This window comes from Micromonospora sp. NPDC005163, from assembly GCF_053599835.1.
Genome location: NZ_JBSFYP010000006.1, coordinates 1 through 19,019, shown reverse-complemented (window position 1 = coordinate 19,019; position 19,019 = coordinate 1). Strand labels below are relative to the sequence as shown.

The window sequence follows — 19,019 nt, the reverse complement described above, 5'->3', positions numbered from 1 at the left end:
GCTGCACTACTTGCCCCGCAGCAATGGAATGACGATGGTCACCGGATCCCGGCTCCCGTTCTGCGTGTGACCCCCATCGTGGGATACCGTTCCCCCGATAACAGGAGGTCTGGCGAATGTCCTTGACGGTGCACACGGAACAGCGCGGCGACGTGGTCGTCGTGTCGGTCGCGGGCGAGTTGGACATGGCGACCGCACCCCAGTTGCAGGACCAGATCACCGACCTGCTCGACAAGGGCCGCAACCGGCTGGTGTTCGATCTGGCGGAGGTCTCGTTCTGCGACTCGACCGGTCTGTCGGTCTTCGTCCGCGCCAAGAACAGCTGCGACGAGGCCGGCGGCGTGGTGCGGCTGGCCGCCCCGCAGCGGGGGGTGCTGCGCATCCTCGAGGTGAGCGGTCTGGTCGAGGTGCTGCAGACCTACCCGACGGTGGATCAGGCCGTCGCCGGCGACCCGACGCCGGCCTCCTCCTGACCGCTGCCGCTCCTCACTCGTCCTCGACGTAGCGGGGACGGGCGATCGCCATGCCCGCCGCCGTCTGCACGGCGAGCGCGACCAGCAGGAACCCGATCGGCGCGGTCCAGGCGCCGGTGACCTCGTAGAGGATGCCGACCAGCAGCGGGCCGAGGGCGGCGATCACGTACCCGGTGCTCTGCGCGAACGCGGACAGCGCGACGGTCCCCTCGGCGGTCCGTGCGCGCAGGCCGATGGTGGTCAGGATCATCGGGAAGGCGCCCTGGCCGATCGCCAGCAGGATCACCCAGAGCACGGCAGCGCCGTGCGGGGCCAGCGCCAGCCCGAGGTAGGCCAGCGCCGACGCGGTGGTCAGCCCGAGCACCAGCGGGCGCAGCGTCGCCAGGCGGCCGGCCACGGTGGGCATCAGCAGCGCGATCGGCACGCCGAGCGCGGTCACCCCGGCGAGCAGCAGCCCCGCCGACTCGGGCTGGTAGCCGGCGTCCCGGAACAGCTGGGCGAGCCAGCCCATGATCGCGTACCCGCTGAGCGACTGGGCGCCGAAGTAGAGGGCCATCGCCCAGCCCAGGCGCGTCCGCGCCGGCCGGACCCGCGCCGCCGGGGCGACGGCCGCCGTCGGGGTCGCCCGCCGCGCGGACGCCCGGGTCCGCAGCGCCAGCGGCACCCACGGGAGTACGGCCACCGCGGCCATCGCGGCCCAGATGCCGAGCCCGGCCCGCCAGGACCCGAAGGCGTGCGCGATCGGCACCGCGGAGGCGGCGGCCACCGTCGTGCCCGCGGTCAGTGCCATCGTGTACGCCCCGGTGACCAGGCCGGTGCGGTGCGGGAAGTGCTGCTTGACCAGCATCGGCAGCAGGATGTTCGCGACCGCGATGCCGGCCAGCGCCAACGCGCTGGTGAGCAGGAAGACCCAGGTCGAGTCGGTGGTGACCCGGAGCACCTGACCGGCGACGAGGGCGAGCATGGCGACCACCAGGATCCGGGCCGGCGCCACCCGGCGGACCAGCCACGGGGTGAGCGCGCCGAGGCCGGCGAACGCGATGGTCGGCAGGGTGGTGACCAGGCCGGCGGTGGTTCCGGAGAGCCCCAGCCCGTCGCGGACCTCGTCGAGTAGGGCGCCGAGGCTGGTCACCGCGGCGCGCAGGTTGAGCGCGACCAGCAGCATCCCGACCAGCACGAGCGCGCCGCCGGTCGCCGGGTGGGTCCGGCGGCCCGCGCCGGGGTCGCTCGCCAGGGCGGGATCGACGGGGGCGGGCGGCGCCGGAGCGGCGGTCGGTGGCGGGGTCATGACCTCTAACCTACAATCATGGGATGAATTCGGGACCGGTGATGTAACCAGTGCCACCGTCGGTCGATTCCTCCTCCGCGCCGCCCGTGCCGCCCCGCGGCCATCGGGTCCGGCAGACCACTGAGCAGCTCCGGGCCCGGATCCTGGGCGGCGAGTGGCCGGTCGGCGGGCGCATCCCCACCGAGCCACAGCTGGTCGCCGCGCTGGGCGTCGGGCGCAACACGGTCCGCGAGGCGGTCCGCGCCCTGGTGCACGCCGGGGTGCTGGAGTGCCGGCAGGGCTCCGGCACGTACGTGGTGTCCACCGACGAGCTGGCGCCGGTCGTGGCCCGCCGGCTCGGCGACGACCGGATGACCGAGGTGATCGAGGTACGGCGCGCCTTCGAGGTGGAGGCCGCCCGGCTCGCCGCGCTGCGGCGTACCCCGGAGGACATGGCGGCGCTCGACGGCGCGCTCGCCGAGCGCGAGGCGGCCTGGCGCGGCGGCCGGGTGGACGTGTTCGTCGAGGCGGACGCGGCGCTGCACACCGCGGTGGTCGCCGCCGCGCACAACGCCATGCTCGCCGAGCTGTACGCCTCGGTCGGCACCGCCCTGCGCAGCACGGTCGCCCAGGCGATGGGGGACGCGCTCACCCCCGAGCGCTACGTCGACCACACCCGGCTGGTCGAGGCGATCCGGGCCGGCGACCCGGGGCGGGCAGCGATCGAAGCCGGCGCTTTTCTGGAGCCCGCCGGAGGGGCATAGGTTGTGCCGGACGGAAAACCGGACACCTCGGGAGTACGGATGCTCAAGGGCTTCAAAGACTTCATCATGCGCGGCAACGTCATCGACCTGGCGGTCGGTGTCGTCATCGGCGCCGCGTTCACGGGCGTGGTCACCGCTCTCACGAACTCGTTCCTCAAGCCGATCATCAAGCTGGTCGGCGGCGGGGAAGACCAGTTCGCTGGCCAGTGGGAGATCAGCAAGGGCAACTTCATGGACTGGGCGGGGTTCATCAACGCCCTGATTACCTTCCTGCTCACCGCGGCGGTGCTCTACTTCTTCGTGGTGTTCCCGATGAACAAGCTCGCCGAGCGGCGGCAGCGGGGCGAGGAGCCGCCACCGGCGGCGCCGAGCGAGGAGATCAAGCTGCTCACCGAGATCCGGGACGCGCTGCTCTCCGCCGGTCACGCCACCCCTGGCCAGCAGCGCGGTGCGCTCGACGACGTGCTGGGCCGCCGCACGGAGCCGCCGGCGCCGCGCTGACCGACGGATGCACATCGGCCCCTGTGGGATTCCCGCAGGGGCCGCACCTTCTCGTACGTGTGTTCGATAGAGTCCGCCCATGGAGCAGCGGAAGCACTGGTGGAACGGGAAATGGGGGCGGCTGGCCCGGCGGGACGTCTTCCTCCGGGTGGACGCCGACCGGTGGCACGTCGAGCAGCGGGCCGGCGGCGCCGAGGGCATCTCCCGGTTCTACGAGTACGGCAGTGCGGACGAGGCCGAGGAGACGGTCCGGGCGCTGCTCGACGGCCCGGACACCTGGCGCGAGCTGTCCCCGCGCCCGCCGGGCGGCTGGACCCTCCCCAACAGCTGAACGGGCGGGAGCGGCCGGCTGACTGAGCGTCGGGCGGGGCGGCGACGGCGTTTAGCGGCGTACCGCCCCGGGAACCGCGATGGGATGGATCAGCAGGACGAGCAGCAGGCGACCATCTCGCGGATCACCACCGGGATGCCGGTGATCGACCCCGCCGGCGCCGAGGTCGGCACGGTGGATCTCGTCCAGCGGGGCGACCCGTACGCGGTGACCGTCCAGACACCGGCCACCGACCCGGGCAGCAGCCTGGACGAGCTGATCGAGGCCACCGCGGTCGAGGAGCCCGACGTGCCGGCCGATCTGGCGGCACGGCTGCTGCACAGCGGCTACCTGAAGGTCTCCACCGAGTTGGTGGACGCCGGCGCGGTGTACGTCCCGGCCGACCGGATCGCCGCCGTCTCGGACGGCCGGGTGCGCCTCGCGGTCGGCGTGGCCGACCTGCCCGCCGAGGAGTGAGTCCCCGCCTGATCCCCTGCGCGGCGGAAGAGCAGCAGCATCAGGCAGCCGGCGACCAGACCCCAGAACGCGCCGCCCACACCGAGCAGCGTCACCCCGGAGGCGGTCACCACGAAGGTGACCACGGCGGCCTCCCGGGTCGCCGGGTCGGTCACCGCCGAGGCGAGCGCGGTGGCCAGCGCGCCCAGCAGCGCCAGCCCGGCGACCGCCTCGATGAGGATCGGCGGGGCGACCGCGACCAGCGCGGTGGCGACGCCGGCACCCAGCCCGAGCACGGCCAGGCCGACGCCGGCGGTTACCGAGGCGACCCACCGGCGCTCCGGGTCCGGGTGCGCGTCGGGGCCGGCGGCCAACGCGGCGGTGATGGCCGCGAGGTTCACCGCGTGCCCGCCGGCCGGGACGGCCAGCAGGCTGGCCAGACCGGTGGCCCGCAGCGCGGCGCCGAACGGTGGGCGGTAGCCGTAGCCGACCAGCACCGCCATGCCGGGCACGTTCTGCGCCGCCATGGTGACCAGGAACAGCGGGAGGGCGAGCCCGACCAGCGCGGACGCGTTCCAGGCCGGCGCGGTCAGGGCGACCGACGGGGTCAGTGCGGCACCGGTCAGGCCCGCCGGCGGCGCGGTCAGCGCGATCGCCGCCACCGCCACCAGCAGCGCGCCGGGTACCGCCCAGCGGCGGGCGTACCGGTGCAGCAGCAGCCAGCCGACCACCACCGGGCCGGCCACCGTGGGCAGCTCGACCAGCGCGCGGACCGGCGCGGTGCACAGCGGCAGCAGCACCCCGGCGAGCATCGCGCCGGCCACCGGCTTCGGGATGGCCGCCACCGCCCGACCGAGTGGCGGGAACAGTCCGGCCGCCACGATCAGCAGGCCGGAGACGAGGAAGGCGCCCACCGCGACCGGCCACCCGCCCGGCGGTGACCCGGTCGCCACCAGCAGTGCCGCGCCCGGCGTCGACCAGGCGACGCTCATCGGCATCCGGTACCGCCAGCCGAGCCAGGCGGCGGCCAGCCCGGACGCCACGCAGAGGGCGAGCAGGCCGGAGGCCGCCTGCGCGTCCGACGCGCCGGCTGCCCGGAGGCCGGCCAGCACGACGGTGAACGAGCTGGCGAAGCCGACCAGGGCGGTCACCACCCCGGCCAGCAGCGGTTGCACCCGTCCGGCCATCCCAACCTCCCACTGTTCCGTTTACGGAACGACAGCGTGTAGCACGATAGCCGGGTGCCGCACCGACCACCAGCCCGCCGTCCGGGCCTCGACGTGGATCCCGCCGTCGTCGGCCGCCGGGTCCGCGCCCTGCGCGAGGAGCGGGGGATCTCGCTGTCCACACTCGCCCGACTCGCCGGCGTCGGGAAGGCCACCCTCTCCGGCCTGGAGCACGGCACCCGCAACCCGACCCTGGAGACGCTCTGGGCGGTCACCGCGCAGCTCGGCGTACCGCTGACCGCAGTGCTGGCCGAGCCGGCCGCCGCGCCCACCACCGTGCACGGCACCGCGGTCAGCGCCACCCTGCTGGAGGTGTTCACCGACGCCGACGCGACCTACGAGCTGTACCGGATGCGGGTCGCGCCCGGGCCGGGGCAGCTCTCCCCCGCCCACCAGCCGGGGGTCACCGAGCACATCACCGTCTTCGCCGGAGTGTTGCGCGCCGGCCCGGCCGACGCGCCGCTGACCGCACCGGCCGGCGGTCACATCCGCTGGGTCTCCGACGTGCCGCACAGCTACACGGCGGTGGGTGACGAGGAGGTCGCGGCCAGCCTGCTGCTGCGCTATCCACGCCGCTGAGCCACGGCCCGGTGGGCCCGAACGTGCACATCGGCAGCATTTCTCGACCCTTCGCAGTAGTGCGTAGAGACGAAGACGGGGTGTTCTTGGCAAGCTTGACCCCATGACGCTGATCCTCCGCTCGGTCATCCTCAACGACATCGGCCTGATCCGGACCAACAACGAGGACTCCGCCCTCGCCGGTGACCGCCTGATCGCAGTCGCCGACGGCATGGGCGGGCTGCCCGCGGGCGAGGTGGCGAGCGAGATCGTGATCCGGATCCTGGACGAGCTGGCCCCACCCACCGACTCCGACGGGGCCGCCGACGCCCTGCGCGCCGTCGTCAGCACCGCCAACCAGCGCATCCACGCCGCCATCACGGTCGACCCGACCCGCGAGGGGATGGGCACCACGCTCACCGCGGCGCTGCTGGCCGGCGAGACGCTGGTGCTGGCCCAGGTCGGCGACTCCCGCTGCTACCTGCTGCGCGACGGGGAGCTGACCCAGCTCACCCGGGACGACACCTTCGTCCAGTCGCTGGTCGACCAGGGCTCGCTCTCCCCCGAGCAGGCCCGGCACCACCCTCAGCGGTCCCTGGTGACCCGGGCCGTGCAGGGCGCCGACACCCCACCGGCGATCGGCGTGCTGACCGTGGTCCCCGGCGACCGGCTGCTGCTGTGCAGCGACGGGCTCTCCGACTACGTCGAGGACGAAGCCATCGGCGCGACGCTGGGCATGTACACCGACCGCCAGCAGTGCGGCGAGCAACTGGTGAAGCTCGCCCACCACGCCGGCGCACCGGACAACGTCACCGTCGTCGTCTCCGACGTCGGCACCCGTTGACGGATTCACCCAATCCGGTTGCGGCCGATGTCGGAGCCGGTTGGGATGGGTCGATGACCATCCGCCGGGTGACCGACGACGACCGTCTCACCACCAGCTTCCCGCTGGCCGCATACGCCTTCGAGTCGTCGCCGCTCGGCGCCGCCCGGATTCAGGAGTTCCGCGACTACCTGCCCTACCACGAGGGCAACCGGACGCTGATCGCCGAGGAGAACGGCGACACGCTGGCCGCCGTCACGGCCATCCCGATGCGGCAGAACCTGCGCGGGATGGTGCTGCCGATGGCCGGCGTCGCCGGGGTGGCCACCCATCCACTGGCCCGCCGCCAGGGGCACGTCCGGACGCTGCTGCACCAACTCCTCGACGAGATGCGCGACGAGGGGCACGCGCTCAGTGCGCTCTACCCGTTCCGGCCCAGCTTCTACGCCCGGTTCGGCTACGTCGGGTTGCCCAAGCCGCGCAGGGCCACCTTCACCCCGGCGAACCTGGGGTCGCTGCTCCGCGCGGACCTGCCCGGCGAGGTGGGCTGGGAGCGCATCGCCGCCGGCTATCCGGCGTGGCGCGCCTTTACCGAGCGCTGCCTCCACGAGCGGCACGGGTTCTCGACCTTCCCGGACTACCGGGCCGTCGGGCTGCGCGACCGGGACGAGTACTGGCTGGTCACCGCCCGGGTGGCCGGCGAGGTCACCGGCGCGGTGACCTACCGGATCGACGAGCACGGCGGCACGCTGCACGGCAACGAACTGCTGGTCACCGACCCGCTCGCGCGGACGCTGCTGTTGCAGTTCTTCGCCCGGCACGTCGACCAGGTCGAGCGGATCACCGTCCAGGTCCCGCCGGACGAGTTGCCGGAGCTGTGGTTGACCGACCTGGACGTGCACGTCGAGGCGCGAACGGTCGTGCCGAGCTCGTCCGCCCCGATGGCCCGGGTGCTGTCGCTGGACGCGTTGCGAGGGCTGCCCGCCGGGCCCGGCCGGGTACGGATCGAGCTGACCGGGGACCGCTGGTTGGCCGGCACCCACCTGCTGGACGGCACGACCGGTGCGCTGGAGCTGGTCGCCGACACCGCCGGCAGCGCGCCGACCGCCACGCTCACGGCCGCCGGGCTCTCCGCCCTGGCGTACGGGGTGCTGGATCCGGCGGAGCTGCCGTTGCGGGGGTTGGGCGAGGTGCCGGCGGACGCCGCCGCGGAGCTGCGGAGCATCTTCCCGCGCGGAGTGCCGTACCTCTTCGCCGACTTCTGACCCCCCCAGCCTTAGCCACGGGTTAAACCCGCATGGCGAATTCGCTCCCGCGCCGTCGCGGCTCCTAGCATCACGGGGTGCGCATGACGTCGCTTGTCGCCCTGCTCGTCCTCGGTGTCGCCACCGCGACCCTGCCCGCCTGCGCGCCCGACGACCCGGCTCCGGCCGCCTCGCAGCCCAGCCCGTCGGCCGAGCCGGAGGCGCTGGCCACCGGCGAGCAGGGCGTCGCCCCGGCGGCCCGGGACGGCCTCGGTGGCCCGGGGGCCAGCCCGAGCCCGAAGCCGGCCGGCAAGGCGCTCGCGGCCGGCAACCCGAACGGCAACGCCACCGTGCCGGCCGAGGCACGGGCGGTGGACACCTCGAAGTCGACCCGGACCATCGGCTCCGGCACCCCGGCGAGCTGCACCTCCGCGGCGGTGGTGAAGGCCGTCGCCGCCGGCGGCATCATCACGTTCAACTGCGGGCCGGCCCCGGTGACGATCAAGATGGCCGCCACCGCGAAGGTCCGCAACGCCAACGGGCCGAAGGTGGTGCTGGACGGCGGCGGCAGGGTGACGCTGAGCGGCCAGGGGAAGCGCCGCATCCTCTACATGAACACCTGCGACGAGGCCCAGGGCTGGACCACATCGCACTGCCAGAACCAGGACCATCCGCAGCTGACCGTGCAGAACCTGACCTTCGCCGACGGCAACTCGACCGGGGACAAGGTCGAGGGCGGCGGCGGTGGGGCGATCTTCGTACGCGGCGGGCGGCTCAAGGTGGTCAACTCGCGGTTCGTCCGCAACCGCTGCGACCGGACCGGCCCCGACCTGGGCGGCGCGGCCATCCGGGTGCTCAGCCAGTACGAGAACAAGCCGGTGTACGTGGTTGGCAGCACCTTCGGCGGCTCCGCCGGCCAGGGCGGCTCCTGCTCCAACGGGGGCGCGCTGAGCAGCATCGGCGTCTCCTGGGTGGTGCTGAACAGCGTGCTCAGCCACAACGAGGCGATCGGTAGCGGCGCCAACCCGGCCAAGTCCGGCACGCCCGGCGGCGGCAGCGGCGGCGCGATCTACTGCGACGGCAACGAGTTCACCGTGCGGATCGCCGGCACCATCATCGAGAACAACAAGGCCAACGAGGGCGGCGGCGCGATCTTCTTCGTCAGCAACAACCGCACCGGCACCATGACGATCGAGAAGTCCACCCTGCGCCGCAATCCGAGCGCCAAGTTCGAAACCCGCGGCTTCCCCGGCATCTTCTTCCTCGGCGCCCGCAACCCCACCGTGAGCGGCTCGAAACTGAGCTGACCTCAGTACGGGTTGCCCTGGCCGGCGGCGCGGGCGCGGAGCAGACCGCCCGGCCGGCCGGGCAGGTTCGACGCGCCGGACAGCGGCGGGCTGGTGGTGTGGTCACCGCCGGCCATCCCGGCAAAAAGTTCCTTGAGCGCGGTGAGCGAACTGATCTTGGGATGCCAGTCCAGCTCCGTCTCCGCCCGCTCGCTGGACATCAGCGGCGCGTTCAGGCCCAGCTCGACCCAGCCCGCGTCCACGGGTTGCAGCCGCGCCCGCCAGGTCAGCGCCGCCGCCACCCGCAGCACCGGCGCGGCGACGGGCACCGTCCAGCCATGGAAGTGCCGGGCCACCAGCTCCGGGGTGAGCACCGGGTCCGCGGCGACGTTGAAGGCGCCGCGCGCGTCACCCAGCACCGCCCTGGCGTACGCGTCAGCCACGTCGTCGGCGTGCACCGCCTGCATCCGCAGCCGGCGGTGGGTGGGCACCAGCGGGATCCGGCCGAAGCGCAGCAGCCGCACCGGCGCCAGCGGGCCGAGAAAATAGCGGGTGATCTCCGCGCCGGCGTCCCGCTGGAAGATCAGCCCGGGTCGCAGCCGAACCACCCGCAGCGTCGGGTGGTCCTGCTCGATCCCGTCCAGCAGCGCCTCCACCTCCGCCTTGTTCTCGCTGTACGACGAGCCGGGCACCCCGGTCGCCGGCCAGCGCTCACTCACCGGGTGGTCCTTCGGGCCGGGAGCGTACGTCCCGACCGAGGAGGCGTACACCAGCGCCGGCACGCCCACCCGGACCAGCGCGTCGAAGACCGCCCGGCTGCCGTCGACGTTGGTGCGGCGCAGCACCCGCTGGTCGTGACTGGGCTGGATCTGCCAGGCCAGATGCACCACCGCGTCCGCGCCGGCGAACACCTCAGCGAGCTGCCCGACCGCCCCGGGAGAGCCGATGTCGCAGGAGTGCCACTCCACCTGGTCGTACGGCTCGCCAGCCTCCGGGCCGGGCAGCCGCCGAGCCACCCCCACCAGCTCCACGCCCCGCTCCCGGCGCAGCCGCCGCAGCAGCGCCGTACCGACGTTGCCGCTCGCCCCCACCACCACGATCCGCATGTCCGACCCCGTACCCGCCCAGCCGCCCGCCAACCGCCCGGCCCGGCGCGGCGCGGCGCGGCGCGGTTTGATCGACTCGGGATCAAGGGCGGGGCGAGTCCCGGACCCAGCCGTGCTTCTCCTTTCCCCGCCGCCCGGCCGTCGCCGCGAGACAGCGAGGGCAGATCCAACCGATCGGGTCGGCCTCGGTGAGCACGTCGGTGCCCGAGTAGTCGAAGCGCACGTGCGGAAAGCGCCGCAGACGGGTCCGGCTGAGCGCCAACCCGCAGACGGTCTGGTTCTGGCCGGGCAGCCAGGCGTGCACTTCCCCGCCCGGCCCACGTACGCCGTCCGGCCCGACCTCCTCGCCGGACGCCGCCACCGCCGGGGTGCCGCTCAGTTTCATGCCCGGTCTGGTTCCCCACCCGCCCGCACCCATGCAACGTGCGGCAGGCAGGCATCGACCGACCGGCCGGAAGCCGAGAGTCGTCGGCGGGCACCGTCCGGTAACCTGAGCGCGCGGGCCGCTAGCTCAATGGCAGAGCTGTGGACTTTTAATCCATAGGTTCAGGGTTCGAGTCCCTGGCGGCCCACTCCTCCGCAGGTCAGCGGCCCTTTCGAGGGCCGCTGGAGCCGCGATCTTGGCTGGTACAGCGGCGAAGTACAGCAGTAGCGCCTTACCGGTCCAGCGCGCTGCCGAGCCGCTTGAGGGCGTCACGGGTGGCCGCCGAGGAGACCACCGTGTAGATCTCCATGGTGATGGCGAACTGCGCGTGCCGGAGGATCTGCATCGCCACCCGGGGGTGCACGTCCAGGTCGGCCAGGAGTGACGCGCAGGTCCGCCGGGCGTCCCGGACGGTGATCCGTCGGACCCCGGCCGCGTCGCAACGCCGGTCACAGAAGCGGTTCACGTTGCGCGGCTCGACCGGGCGGCCGTAGCGGGTGGTGAAGATGAGGTCCGACGGCTGCCAGGCCGAGCCGGCGGCGTCCCGGGAGGCGTTCTGGGCGGCACAGCGGCGGCCGAGCGCCACGGTGCAGACGTCCGGCAGCGGCAGGGTGGCGTCCGAGGCGGCCGTCTTAGTCTCCCGGTGCAGCAGTTCGGCACCGACCCGCTGGAGCTGCCGATCGATGGTCAACTCCCCCGCGTCGAGGTCGACATCAGCCCAGGTGAGCCCCAAAATCTCGCCCTTGGGCAGACCGAGCACCAGGACCAGGACGTACGCGGCGTAGAGCGGGTCGTCGTCGGCGCGGGCCGACTCCAGAAACCGCCGAGCCTCGTCGCTCGTCCATGCCTTCCGCTTCCGCTTCCGTACCGGGGGCAGCTTCACCAGGGAGGCGACGTTGCGGGTGATCAGCCCTTCGGTGATCGCCTGGGACAGCAGCGTCCGGAGCACGGTTCGCAGGTGCGTGACGCTGGTTGCCGAGGGCAGGTCCTGGCAGCAGCGGCCGAGGGCACAGCAGCGACGTTGGGCAGGCTTGCGCCGCTCGTCCTTGCCCTGGGCGCAGCACTGGCAGGTCCGCCCGACCTCGTTGATCCACGTCTGGACATCGCTGACCCGGAGCTTGTCGAGGCGCTTCCGGCCCAGCCCCGGCACGAGGTAGAGCCGGACCACCACCTCGTAGGTCACGTAGCTGCCCGGGGCGAGGTTCGGCTTGACGATCTCGCGCAGCCAGTAGCCGGCGTACTCCCCACCGTCGGGGAGCGGGTCGCCACAGGGCCGGCCTTGGCCTGCCCGTGCAACTTGATCCACTTGTCGTGGACCTCCTCGCGGGTCTTGCCGTAGACCCACTTCCGGCCCCGCTTGCCGTCCGGCTTCTCGACCCAGACGTACGCGGCGAAGCCGTTCCGGTACGGGAAGATCGAGCCTTCGCCGTTGGCACGAGCGCGTGCGGGCATCAGGCAGCCTCCCGGCGTTCGACCCGTTCGCGGATGTAGTCGTCGACCCATTCGGGGAGGATGCGGCGGTACTTGCCGTCCTTGATGGAGCGCGGCTCGCCGGTGGCGATCTTCATCTTGACCTTGGACAGACCGAAGCCGAGCAGGACGGCGACCTCGGCGGGCGAGTACCAGCGCGGGGTGAGGTCTCGGCTCATGCGGCGGCCCCGACGAGCCATGCAGCGTGGGCGACTTCTTCCCGGCCGACGCGTCGGCTCTCTCGTCGCTGTCTGGCGGCGGTGTTGGCAAGCAGGGCGTCACCGTCGCTAAGCCAGCCGGACCCGATGTAGGTGAGGGTGCCGCCGGTGATGGCATTGGTGGTGTCGTCGTCTCCGGTGCGGCGGTAGGTGGCTCGGGTACCTGGAAGCAGGCCGAAGGTGACGGAGTAGCGGCGGGCCTTGGTGACGAAGTGACCGCCAAGGCCGAGCATGTGTGCCCAGCGCCGCAGGCCGGCGTAGGCGTTGGATTCGGTGTCAAGGTGGGCTTGACGGTCTCCGGCCGTTGCGGCGCCGTTGGCGGCCTTACGGCGGCATGCTTTCGCCTGTCGCGATAGATTGTCCGCCTGTCGGCGCCACAATGGCCGGGTGTCGGTGCATGCGGACCGTATCTGAGATGGCGGTGCCGAGAAGGGCCGCGGTGGTGGCGCTTGCCACTGCCAACGGCGACAGTGGAAGCATCCCCGGTGCCTTGGCGGCCAGTATGAGCACTGCCGGTGCGATGGCGACCAGTAGAAGCATTGCAGAAATCAGCCGACCTGCGTGTACGCGGGCGAAGACGGCGCGTTCGAAGGCGGCACGCCCGAGCAGAAACAGCGCGGGCCCGCCGAGAATGACGACGACCCAGGCCGGTTCTGTATGTCCCGTTGGATGGATGATGGTGAGGTCCTGGCCCACAGCGGTGACCACGACTCCGGCCACCATGATTACGTGTGATTGTGATACCGCTCGGGCCAGCCGGACCGGCGCGCGGGCCTTTGCGGCAGCTGCGTCCATGAACTCACCGGCCCGGTAGATATAGATCCGCCACAACAGCACCGTGATCAGGAATGCCACCGCGAACGCCGCGTTGCGGTGGGCCTCGAAGTCGCCGGCGCCGTGTGCGACTCCCGCGATCAGGATCAACTCGCCGAGCGCGACGGTGAACAACTGCCGATAGCGTTCAGCCAGATGCTCGCTTGTGTTGACAACCAACGACGTGGTCATGCGGCCGAGCCCGGGTACGGGGAAACCGATCCTGGTGGCGGTGTATTCCAGGACTACCGCGGCCGCCCACAGCGCTAGGCGTCCTGTGCCTTGTGCGAATGCCCCCGTAATCCACGGCACGGCGGATATCCCGTACCAGATCAGCGTCAGACTGGCGTCGCGGCGATGCACCTCTTGACCGCCTATGGCGATGATCAAGAAAAGATTGCGGCCGATGTGGATTGCGATGTACGTGCCGGCGAAGAGTAGCCCTCGCTCGCCGAACGCGTCGGCCATGGCGGCGGCAAGCACCAGGCTGCCCACCATGGTGGCGAAGATCAGCAGTTCGATCGACGGCTTCATAGGATCGAACACGTCGCACATAGCCGCGGTAAGGCTCCAGATAGAGAATACCGCTAGCAGCAATACCATTGTTTGTACGGCGCCGATCCAGCTGAGGTGCTCTCCCAGTTCGCGCGACAGCCGGGTAAGCGTGAACACAAACGCCAGGTCGAAGAAGAGTTCCAGGAACGTCGCACGTTGCGACGTCCCTTCAGTGCGTAGCACCTTGGCCCGCGCCGTCGTCATCGGACTGTACTCCTATAGATTTATTTCAGTCTAACGTTGACGCGTGCCACATCCCATGCTCGGTTATGCGGATAACCCATCCCTCTACCGCTGGCCACCATCCCTGACGAGGCATGCATGGCGCCGTGTTCACTTCCCGCCGATTGATGCTTTCCAGCGCTCGACGCCGCATGCGCCGTGCCAAACGTCCGTTCTAGGTAGTAGCCTCTATTTTGAGGTATCTTAACTAGTAAAAGACTGACTCGGGACGTGATCCAACGACGGGCCGGAGTTACCGCCCGGTGGGCCGCCGACCCTTTTGCGCGGGCGGCCCGTGCTGGGAAGCTGTTCTCGGCGATGCTGCATGGGCAGGCCGTGGTCATCCGCCCAGACCCGCGTCCCGGATACCACCACCGAGGTCACCCAGGTCGACGCCCCACCGGACGTGGTGGACCTACCGGGGCGGTGGTTACTGGCGACGCCGCGCACGCGCAGACCGACACCGCCGACCTATGTCTGCCGCGGCGACGGCGGCTACGTGTTCACCGACAAGGGCAATCAGCCGTCGCTGTTCGCCGAACAGTTCCGACACGGACACCGAACGCCCTGCTTGTCATGCCTGCCACTACTGCCCGCCGATAGGCAACGACGGGTGCGCCTCCGGCGGGGCCTCGGGCACTCCGGGATGGCTGGGAGAGGGAGCCGGCAGGGTGCGTGGCGGCATGGCGGACAAGATCATCAGGTACAGATCCACTACAACTGAGAGCAATCAACGGCGACAAGCGTTAGCAAACATCGGCAGGTCACGCCCTGCTCACAGCGTCGATGGGTCTGATTGATGACGTTCTCTCGCTACGCCGGGTGTAAGGGGTTCAAATCCCCTCAGCTCCACCCCAGGTCAAAGGCCGTTTCCGCTAGTCGGAGACGGCCTTTTTCGATCTTGTACAGCAGCAAGGAACAGCAGCTCACAGGAACTGCTCGCCGAGCCGGGTGGGTGCCGTCTCGGATCGACTGCAACGACCTGTCCGACGGCTACGACAGGCTGCTCGACATCAAGCGCGAGTCGGACTTCATCATGGTGTCGTGGAACCACTTCCACCACCACAGCAAGTCGGCCCTGGTCGGCCACTCGGACAACTACCCGGCCGACCTCGGCAAGCTGCGGGTGACGTACCACCACAACTTCTTCGACGGCACCGACCAACGACACCCCCGGGTGCGTTTCGCCGACCTGGTGCACGTCCTGAACAACTACTACCGAAACGCCCTCTACGGGATCGCCTCCACGAGAACGCCGGCGTGCTGGTGGAGGGGAACTACTTCGAGAACGTGGCCCACCCGAGCTACGTCGGTTACGACAAGAGCGGCCCCGGCCGGCTGGTCGAGCGCAACAACAGGTACGTCAACTCGGCACTCCGCAGACTGCCGGCACCGTGGTCGAGCCGCGCACCTACTACCCGTACACGGTCGATGATCCCGGCACCGCCCCGGCGAGGGTCACGGCCGGTGTGGGCGTCGGCAGGATCGGTCTCTAGACCGCCGCCGACGCGGCCGACCGGGTCCGGGGCGACGACACCGTCGCCCCGGACCCAGTGACCGCCGGAGGGCGAGCGGGTTCAGACCGCCGCCAACCCCTCCACGTGGATCCGGTGTTCGGCCGGGCTGACCCCGCGTACCCGCTTGAACGCGGCGCTGAGCGCGAACGGACTGCCGTAGCCGACCCGGCGGGCCACCGCGCTGATGGTGGCGTCCGGCTCTCTCAGCAGATCGGCCGCCAGGGCGAGTCGCCAACCGGTGAGGTACGCCATCGGCGACTCACCGACAAGCTCGGTGAACCGGCGGGCCAGCGCGGCCCGGGACACCCCGGTACGGGCGGCGAGCGTCGCCACTGTCCAGGGGTGGGCCGGTTGGTCGTGCAGCAGTCGCAGCGCCAGGCCCACCACCGGATCGCCGTGTGCCCGGTACCAGGTCGCGGCCGCCGCCTCCGGACGGGAGAACCAGGCCCGTAGTACGGCGATGAGCAGCAGGTCCAGCAACCGGTCGAGGACCACCTCCTGGCCCGGCTCGTCCTTGTCCATCTCGTCGGCGAGCAACGGGACCAGCGGGCTGTTCCACGCCTCATCCGGCAGCACCAGCAGCGCCGGCAGCACCCGCAGCAGGCGCTGGCTCACCTCCCCGTGGAACTGGTAGGTGCCGCTGAGCAGCACGGCCGAGCCGTCCAGCCGCTCGCCCCAGGTGCGTACGCCCAGGTCCATCACGGCGCATAACTCTTCCCCGGCCGGAGTGGTGCTGCGCTCGCCGGGGTGAATCACCGCCTGCGGCGGAGTGCCCGGATCGTCGGCGATCGTGTACGGCTCCGGACCCCGGATGACCGCCACATCGCCGGGGCGAAGCCGGACGGGGGCGCCGGTGTCCGGCACCACCCACGCGTCACCACGGAGCACGGACACCAGGGTGAGTGGTGCGCGATCCTGGATCCGTACCGACCACGGCGGGTCGAACACCGATCGGAGCAGGAACGCGCCGCGCGCTCTCGGCCCGTCCAACAGCCCCGCCAGTGCGTCCACACGCCCCAAGCTAGAAGAACCCTGGTGAGACGCCCAGACATGGAGCCGAGCGTCTCACTCATTCCCGGTCAGGCCCCGCCCGGCTTGACTAGTGACATGAGAGAGAACGTGCACGAACAGCCCATCCTGGTCCTCGGCGGCACCGGCAAGACTGGTCGTCGCGTGGTGGACCGCCTCACCGCCCTCGGCCGTCCGGTACGGGTCGGTTCCCGCTCCGGCGAGCCACGGTTCGACTGGACCGACCAGAGCACCTGGGCCGGCGTGCTGGAAGGGGTCGGGTCGGTGTACCTGGTGTACTACCCGGACCTGGCCGCACCGGACGCCCCCGCCACAATCCGCGCGTTCGTCGAGCAGGCGGTGGCCGGCGGCGTCGAGCGGATTGTCCTGCTCTCCGGCCGGGGCGAGGAGGCGGCTCAGCTCTGCGAGCAGGTGGTACAGCGATCCGGCGCGAAGTGGACGATCCTGCGGGCGAGCTGGTTCAGCCAGAACTTTAGCGAGGATTTCCTGGTGGACTCGGTGCGCGGCGACGAGATCGTGCTCCCGGCCGGCGACGTCGGGGAGCCCTTCGTCGACGCCGACGACATCGCCGAGATCGCGGTCGCGGCGCTGACCGAGGCGGGCCACGTGGGTCAGCTCTACGAACTGACCGGGCCCCGGCTGCTCACCTTCGCCGAGGCGACCGCCGAGATCGCCAAGGCGGTCGGGCGACCGATCACCTACCAGTCGGTCTCCCCACAGGAGTACGCCGAGGTAATGGCGCGTTACCAGGTGCCCGCCGAGCTGGTGGCCGTCCTGACAGACCTGTTCGGCAAGGTCCTGGACGGGCGCAACGCCCACCTGACCGACGGTGTGCGACGCGCTCTGGGCCGCCGGCCCCGGGACTTCGCGGACTATGCGCGGGACGCCGCCGCCACCGGCGTCTGGGCGACCGAACAGCCGGATCGGGGCTGATCGTCATGAGTACGCTGGCAGCCTGGTCGGCGGCGGTGACCCTGGCGGTGACCGGTCTGATCGCAGGGGTCTACTACGCCTTCTCCGTGTCCGTGATGCCCGGGTTGAACGCGACCGACGCCGGCACCGCGATCCGGGCCATGACGAGCATCAACCAGAAGATCCAGAATCCGCTCTTCTTCGTCACCTTCTTCGGTCCCATCCTCGCGGCTACGATCACCGGCGTACTGCTGCTGATCCTCGGCCACCGTCCGGCGGCGCTGCTGTTCTTCCTGGCCGGGGCCGCGTACCTGGTGGGCGCGTTCATCCCGACGGTGACCCTCAACGTGCCGATGAACGATGCGCTCGACGCGACCGGTGTGCCGACCGACCCGGCGGAGGCGGCGCGGATCTGGGCGGACTACGCCTCTCGCTGGACCTGGTGGAACACCGTGCGCGCCGGGGCGAGCGTGGTAAGCCTGCTGCTTGCCGGATTCGGCGTCTACCTCTGGGGCAGCCAGCGGTGACCACGTCACCCCGGCGGCGCACGGATCGGGGCATGCCCAGCGGATCGGTCAACCGGGCCTGCGGCCTCGACCAGGATCCGCTGGGCGTGCGCGACGAAGGGCCCGTCGGTCTGGATCCGCTCGTGCAGGGCGGCGAGCTGGTCGCGGTACCGCTCGACGGTGAAGTCGGGCACGATCCAGACCACCTTCCGCAGGAAGTGGACCACGGCACCGATGTCGTGGAAGACGGGCCGGCATCGACCGGGCCGGCGGGCCACACCGGTCGGCCTCAGTGTCGGGTGTCGCGGCCGTGCAGCCAAGGCGCGATGACCACAGTGGGCAGGGCGAGAAAAATGGCGATTAGATGGGCGGCCCAAGCCCATGGAGCGAGGCTGGCCCCGTCCATCCCTGCGTGGTCGATGAGAAGCGCCCAACCGCACGGGATGAATAGCAATCCCATCGCGACGGCACCCACCCATAGCAAAGCCAGTGAACGACGGATAGTGGCTGTCATCAAAACGACCGTCACCGCGGCCGGTACGCCCAACAACGCGCTCGCCTGGCTCCAGTCGATACCCTGAGGGGCGGAGGTTCCAACACGAAGATCGGCGTCAGCTAAGGCCCAGCTCCAACCGGCCGCGATGTTGGCGAGGCTGAGAAACGAACCTGCCCACATGAACCAGACAGCTCTCACGGCGGCAGCATAGTCATCGCGTCACATGCCCTTCGGTGACCAACTGAGTGACGACCGGTGCGGACGCCAGCGGACAAGGGCGGACGATAGCGGACCGTTGCGGCAGGCCACGGGCCACGAAGCCGCAGCTCACGTGGAAGTGTTGGTTGCCTGGGGGTCAAGGGGTCGACAAGGACCAGGTCCAGGCCGTCACCAGGCCGTCGGAGGCCGATCGTCAGCGACCAACGACGACCACTGGTGACGACGTCTGCCCTGATTGCAAGGCGTGACCTGCCCGATCACCAGGCCGGCCGGGTCCTTCTTACCTGTAGTTGGTGAATTGAGGGGATGCTGCCGACAGCATCGCTGCGCAAGGGCCGAGGCCGAATAGGACGCGGACGCGATCGGGCATAAGGCAGTGCGTGCCCGCCCGAGGCTGGGCGGGGAACTCCCGGGGCGGTAGGCATGAGTAGCCCTGTGTCAAGCGGCAGAGGCGAGAAGGGCCTGCAGAGCTCGGTGGCGGGTGGGGTCGTAGGCGACGCCGTCTTGCCAGCAGCGCCAGATCACGTGTAGCCAGGCGCGGGCGAGGATTCGCGTGGCGTGGGGGTGGTCGTGGCCCCGAGCCCGGGCCCGCCGGTAGAGGTCGGCGGCCCAGGGGTTGGCGTG

At 71.0% G+C, this 19,019-nt stretch carries 20 protein-coding genes, 1 tRNA gene and 4 pseudogenes; 13 read left to right on the top strand and 12 right to left on the bottom strand.

The annotated features are described in order from the left end of the window. Nucleotides 1-116 precede the first annotated feature (116 nt). On the top strand, nt 117-473 hold the full coding sequence (locus ACWD6N_RS06940) for an STAS domain-containing protein (RefSeq protein ID WP_354967250.1): 357 nt from the start codon (nt 117-119) through the stop codon (nt 471-473). Between the two features lie 13 nt (nt 474-486). On the opposite strand, the gene ACWD6N_RS06935 is transcribed toward ACWD6N_RS06940, so the two are convergent. Then, entirely contained in the window at nt 487-1,761 is a 1,275-nt protein-coding gene (locus ACWD6N_RS06935; RefSeq protein ID WP_387328514.1) for an MFS transporter, read from the bottom strand. A 50-nt stretch (nt 1,762-1,811) separates the two neighbouring features. On the opposite strand from ACWD6N_RS06935, the gene ACWD6N_RS06930 reads away from it, so the two are divergent. From ACWD6N_RS06930 to ACWD6N_RS06915, 4 genes are all read left to right on the top strand, one after another. Beyond that, a complete protein-coding gene (locus tag ACWD6N_RS06930) occupies nt 1,812-2,504 on the top strand; it encodes a FadR/GntR family transcriptional regulator (RefSeq protein WP_354967249.1) in 693 nt (230 codons plus the stop codon). 39 nt (nt 2,505-2,543) lie between these two features. Further along, complete coding sequence (mscL, locus tag ACWD6N_RS06925) at nt 2,544-3,005, top strand: large conductance mechanosensitive channel protein MscL (RefSeq protein ID WP_354967248.1); 462 nt, start codon at nt 2,544-2,546, stop codon at nt 3,003-3,005. Nucleotides 3,006-3,084: 79 nt separating this feature from the next. Further along, nucleotides 3,085-3,336: a hypothetical protein gene (locus tag ACWD6N_RS06920; RefSeq protein ID WP_089018164.1), complete on the top strand. Its 252-nt coding sequence runs from the start codon at nt 3,085-3,087 to the stop codon at nt 3,334-3,336. An 84-nt stretch (nt 3,337-3,420) separates the two neighbouring features. Beyond that, entirely contained in the window at nt 3,421-3,792 is a 372-nt protein-coding gene (locus tag ACWD6N_RS06915) for a hypothetical protein (protein ID WP_354967247.1), read from the top strand. Nucleotides 3,793-3,887: 95 nt separating this feature from the next. On the opposite strand, the pseudogene ACWD6N_RS06910 reads toward ACWD6N_RS06915, so the two are convergent. Then, a pseudogene (locus tag ACWD6N_RS06910) lies at nt 3,888-4,958 on the bottom strand (benzoate/H(+) symporter BenE family transporter); the annotation flags it as partial. Between the two features lie 54 nt (nt 4,959-5,012). Here ACWD6N_RS06910 and ACWD6N_RS06905 point away from each other — a divergent pair. From ACWD6N_RS06905 to ACWD6N_RS06890, 4 genes are all read left to right on the top strand, one after another. Further along, nucleotides 5,013-5,576 (top strand): helix-turn-helix domain-containing protein, encoded by a 564-nt coding sequence (locus tag ACWD6N_RS06905; protein ID WP_354967246.1) that lies wholly within the window; start codon nt 5,013-5,015, stop codon nt 5,574-5,576. A gap of 103 nt (nt 5,577-5,679) precedes the next feature. Then, nucleotides 5,680-6,399 (top strand): PP2C family protein-serine/threonine phosphatase, encoded by a 720-nt coding sequence (locus ACWD6N_RS06900; protein WP_354967245.1) that lies wholly within the window; start codon nt 5,680-5,682, stop codon nt 6,397-6,399. A gap of 53 nt (nt 6,400-6,452) precedes the next feature. After that, the gene (locus ACWD6N_RS06895) at nt 6,453-7,643 is read left to right on the top strand and encodes a GNAT family N-acetyltransferase (RefSeq protein ID WP_354967244.1); all 1,191 of its coding nucleotides are present in this window, start codon (nt 6,453-6,455) and stop codon (nt 7,641-7,643) included. Between the two features lie 83 nt (nt 7,644-7,726). Further along, nucleotides 7,727-8,929 (top strand): hypothetical protein, encoded by a 1,203-nt coding sequence (locus ACWD6N_RS06890; RefSeq protein WP_354967361.1) that lies wholly within the window; start codon nt 7,727-7,729, stop codon nt 8,927-8,929. Between the two features lie 2 nt (nt 8,930-8,931). On the opposite strand, the gene ACWD6N_RS06885 is transcribed toward ACWD6N_RS06890, so the two are convergent. After that, nucleotides 8,932-10,014 carry an NAD-dependent epimerase/dehydratase family protein gene (locus ACWD6N_RS06885; RefSeq protein WP_354967243.1) on the bottom strand — a complete coding sequence of 361 codons (1,083 nt, stop codon included), beginning with the start codon at nt 10,012-10,014 and terminating at the stop codon, nt 8,932-8,934. Between the two features lie 82 nt (nt 10,015-10,096). Further along, complete coding sequence (locus tag ACWD6N_RS06880) at nt 10,097-10,399, bottom strand: hypothetical protein (protein WP_354967242.1); 303 nt, start codon at nt 10,397-10,399, stop codon at nt 10,097-10,099. 115 nt (nt 10,400-10,514) lie between these two features. Here ACWD6N_RS06880 and ACWD6N_RS06875 point away from each other — a divergent pair. Then, a tRNA-Lys gene (locus ACWD6N_RS06875) sits at nt 10,515-10,586 on the top strand. A gap of 84 nt (nt 10,587-10,670) precedes the next feature. Here ACWD6N_RS06875 and ACWD6N_RS06870 read toward each other — a convergent pair. The 4 genes and pseudogenes from ACWD6N_RS06870 to ACWD6N_RS06855 all read right to left on the bottom strand — a co-directional run bounded on the left by ACWD6N_RS06870 (nt 10,671) and on the right by ACWD6N_RS06855 (nt 13,698). Next, a pseudogene (locus tag ACWD6N_RS06870) lies at nt 10,671-11,890 on the bottom strand (tyrosine-type recombinase/integrase). Then, nucleotides 11,890-12,087: an excisionase family DNA-binding protein gene (locus tag ACWD6N_RS06865; protein WP_354967241.1), complete on the bottom strand. Its 198-nt coding sequence runs from the start codon at nt 12,085-12,087 to the stop codon at nt 11,890-11,892. The pseudogene ACWD6N_RS06870 and the gene ACWD6N_RS06865 overlap by 1 nt, the downstream one beginning before the upstream one ends. Next, nucleotides 12,084-12,455, bottom strand: a pseudogene (locus tag ACWD6N_RS06860) (replication initiator); the annotation flags it as partial. The gene ACWD6N_RS06865 and the pseudogene ACWD6N_RS06860, both read right to left, overlap by 4 nt. Next, a complete protein-coding gene (locus ACWD6N_RS06855) occupies nt 12,451-13,698 on the bottom strand; it encodes a low temperature requirement protein A (RefSeq protein ID WP_354967239.1) in 1,248 nt (415 codons plus the stop codon). The gene ACWD6N_RS06855 and the pseudogene ACWD6N_RS06860, both read right to left, overlap by 5 nt. 973 nt (nt 13,699-14,671) lie before the next feature. On the opposite strand from ACWD6N_RS06855, the gene ACWD6N_RS06850 reads away from it, so the two are divergent. Beyond that, nucleotides 14,672-15,151: a pectate lyase family protein gene (locus ACWD6N_RS06850; protein WP_354967238.1), complete on the top strand. Its 480-nt coding sequence runs from the start codon at nt 14,672-14,674 to the stop codon at nt 15,149-15,151. A 142-nt stretch (nt 15,152-15,293) separates the two neighbouring features. Here the strand turns inward: ACWD6N_RS06850 and ACWD6N_RS06845 are convergent, their stop codons facing one another. Then, nucleotides 15,294-16,244, bottom strand: coding sequence for an AraC family transcriptional regulator (locus ACWD6N_RS06845; protein ID WP_354967237.1), 951 nt, complete (start codon nt 16,242-16,244; stop codon nt 15,294-15,296). A gap of 96 nt (nt 16,245-16,340) precedes the next feature. On the opposite strand from ACWD6N_RS06845, the gene ACWD6N_RS06840 reads away from it, so the two are divergent. Further along, complete coding sequence (locus ACWD6N_RS06840) at nt 16,341-17,195, top strand: NAD(P)H-binding protein (protein ID WP_354967236.1); 855 nt, start codon at nt 16,341-16,343, stop codon at nt 17,193-17,195. Between the two features lie 5 nt (nt 17,196-17,200). Next, nucleotides 17,201-17,701 carry an anthrone oxygenase family protein gene (locus ACWD6N_RS06835; RefSeq protein WP_354967235.1) on the top strand — a complete coding sequence of 167 codons (501 nt, stop codon included), beginning with the start codon at nt 17,201-17,203 and terminating at the stop codon, nt 17,699-17,701. Nucleotides 17,702-17,706: 5 nt separating this feature from the next. On the opposite strand, the gene ACWD6N_RS06830 is transcribed toward ACWD6N_RS06835, so the two are convergent. From ACWD6N_RS06830 to ACWD6N_RS06820, 3 genes and pseudogenes are all read right to left on the bottom strand, one after another. Continuing rightward, complete coding sequence (locus ACWD6N_RS06830) at nt 17,707-17,907, bottom strand: hypothetical protein (protein ID WP_354967234.1); 201 nt, start codon at nt 17,905-17,907, stop codon at nt 17,707-17,709. Between the two features lie 62 nt (nt 17,908-17,969). Continuing rightward, on the bottom strand, nt 17,970-18,374 hold the full coding sequence (locus ACWD6N_RS06825) for a hypothetical protein (RefSeq protein ID WP_354967233.1): 405 nt from the start codon (nt 18,372-18,374) through the stop codon (nt 17,970-17,972). 459 nt (nt 18,375-18,833) lie between these two features. Continuing rightward, nucleotides 18,834-19,019, bottom strand: a pseudogene (locus tag ACWD6N_RS06820) (IS110 family transposase); the annotation flags it as partial.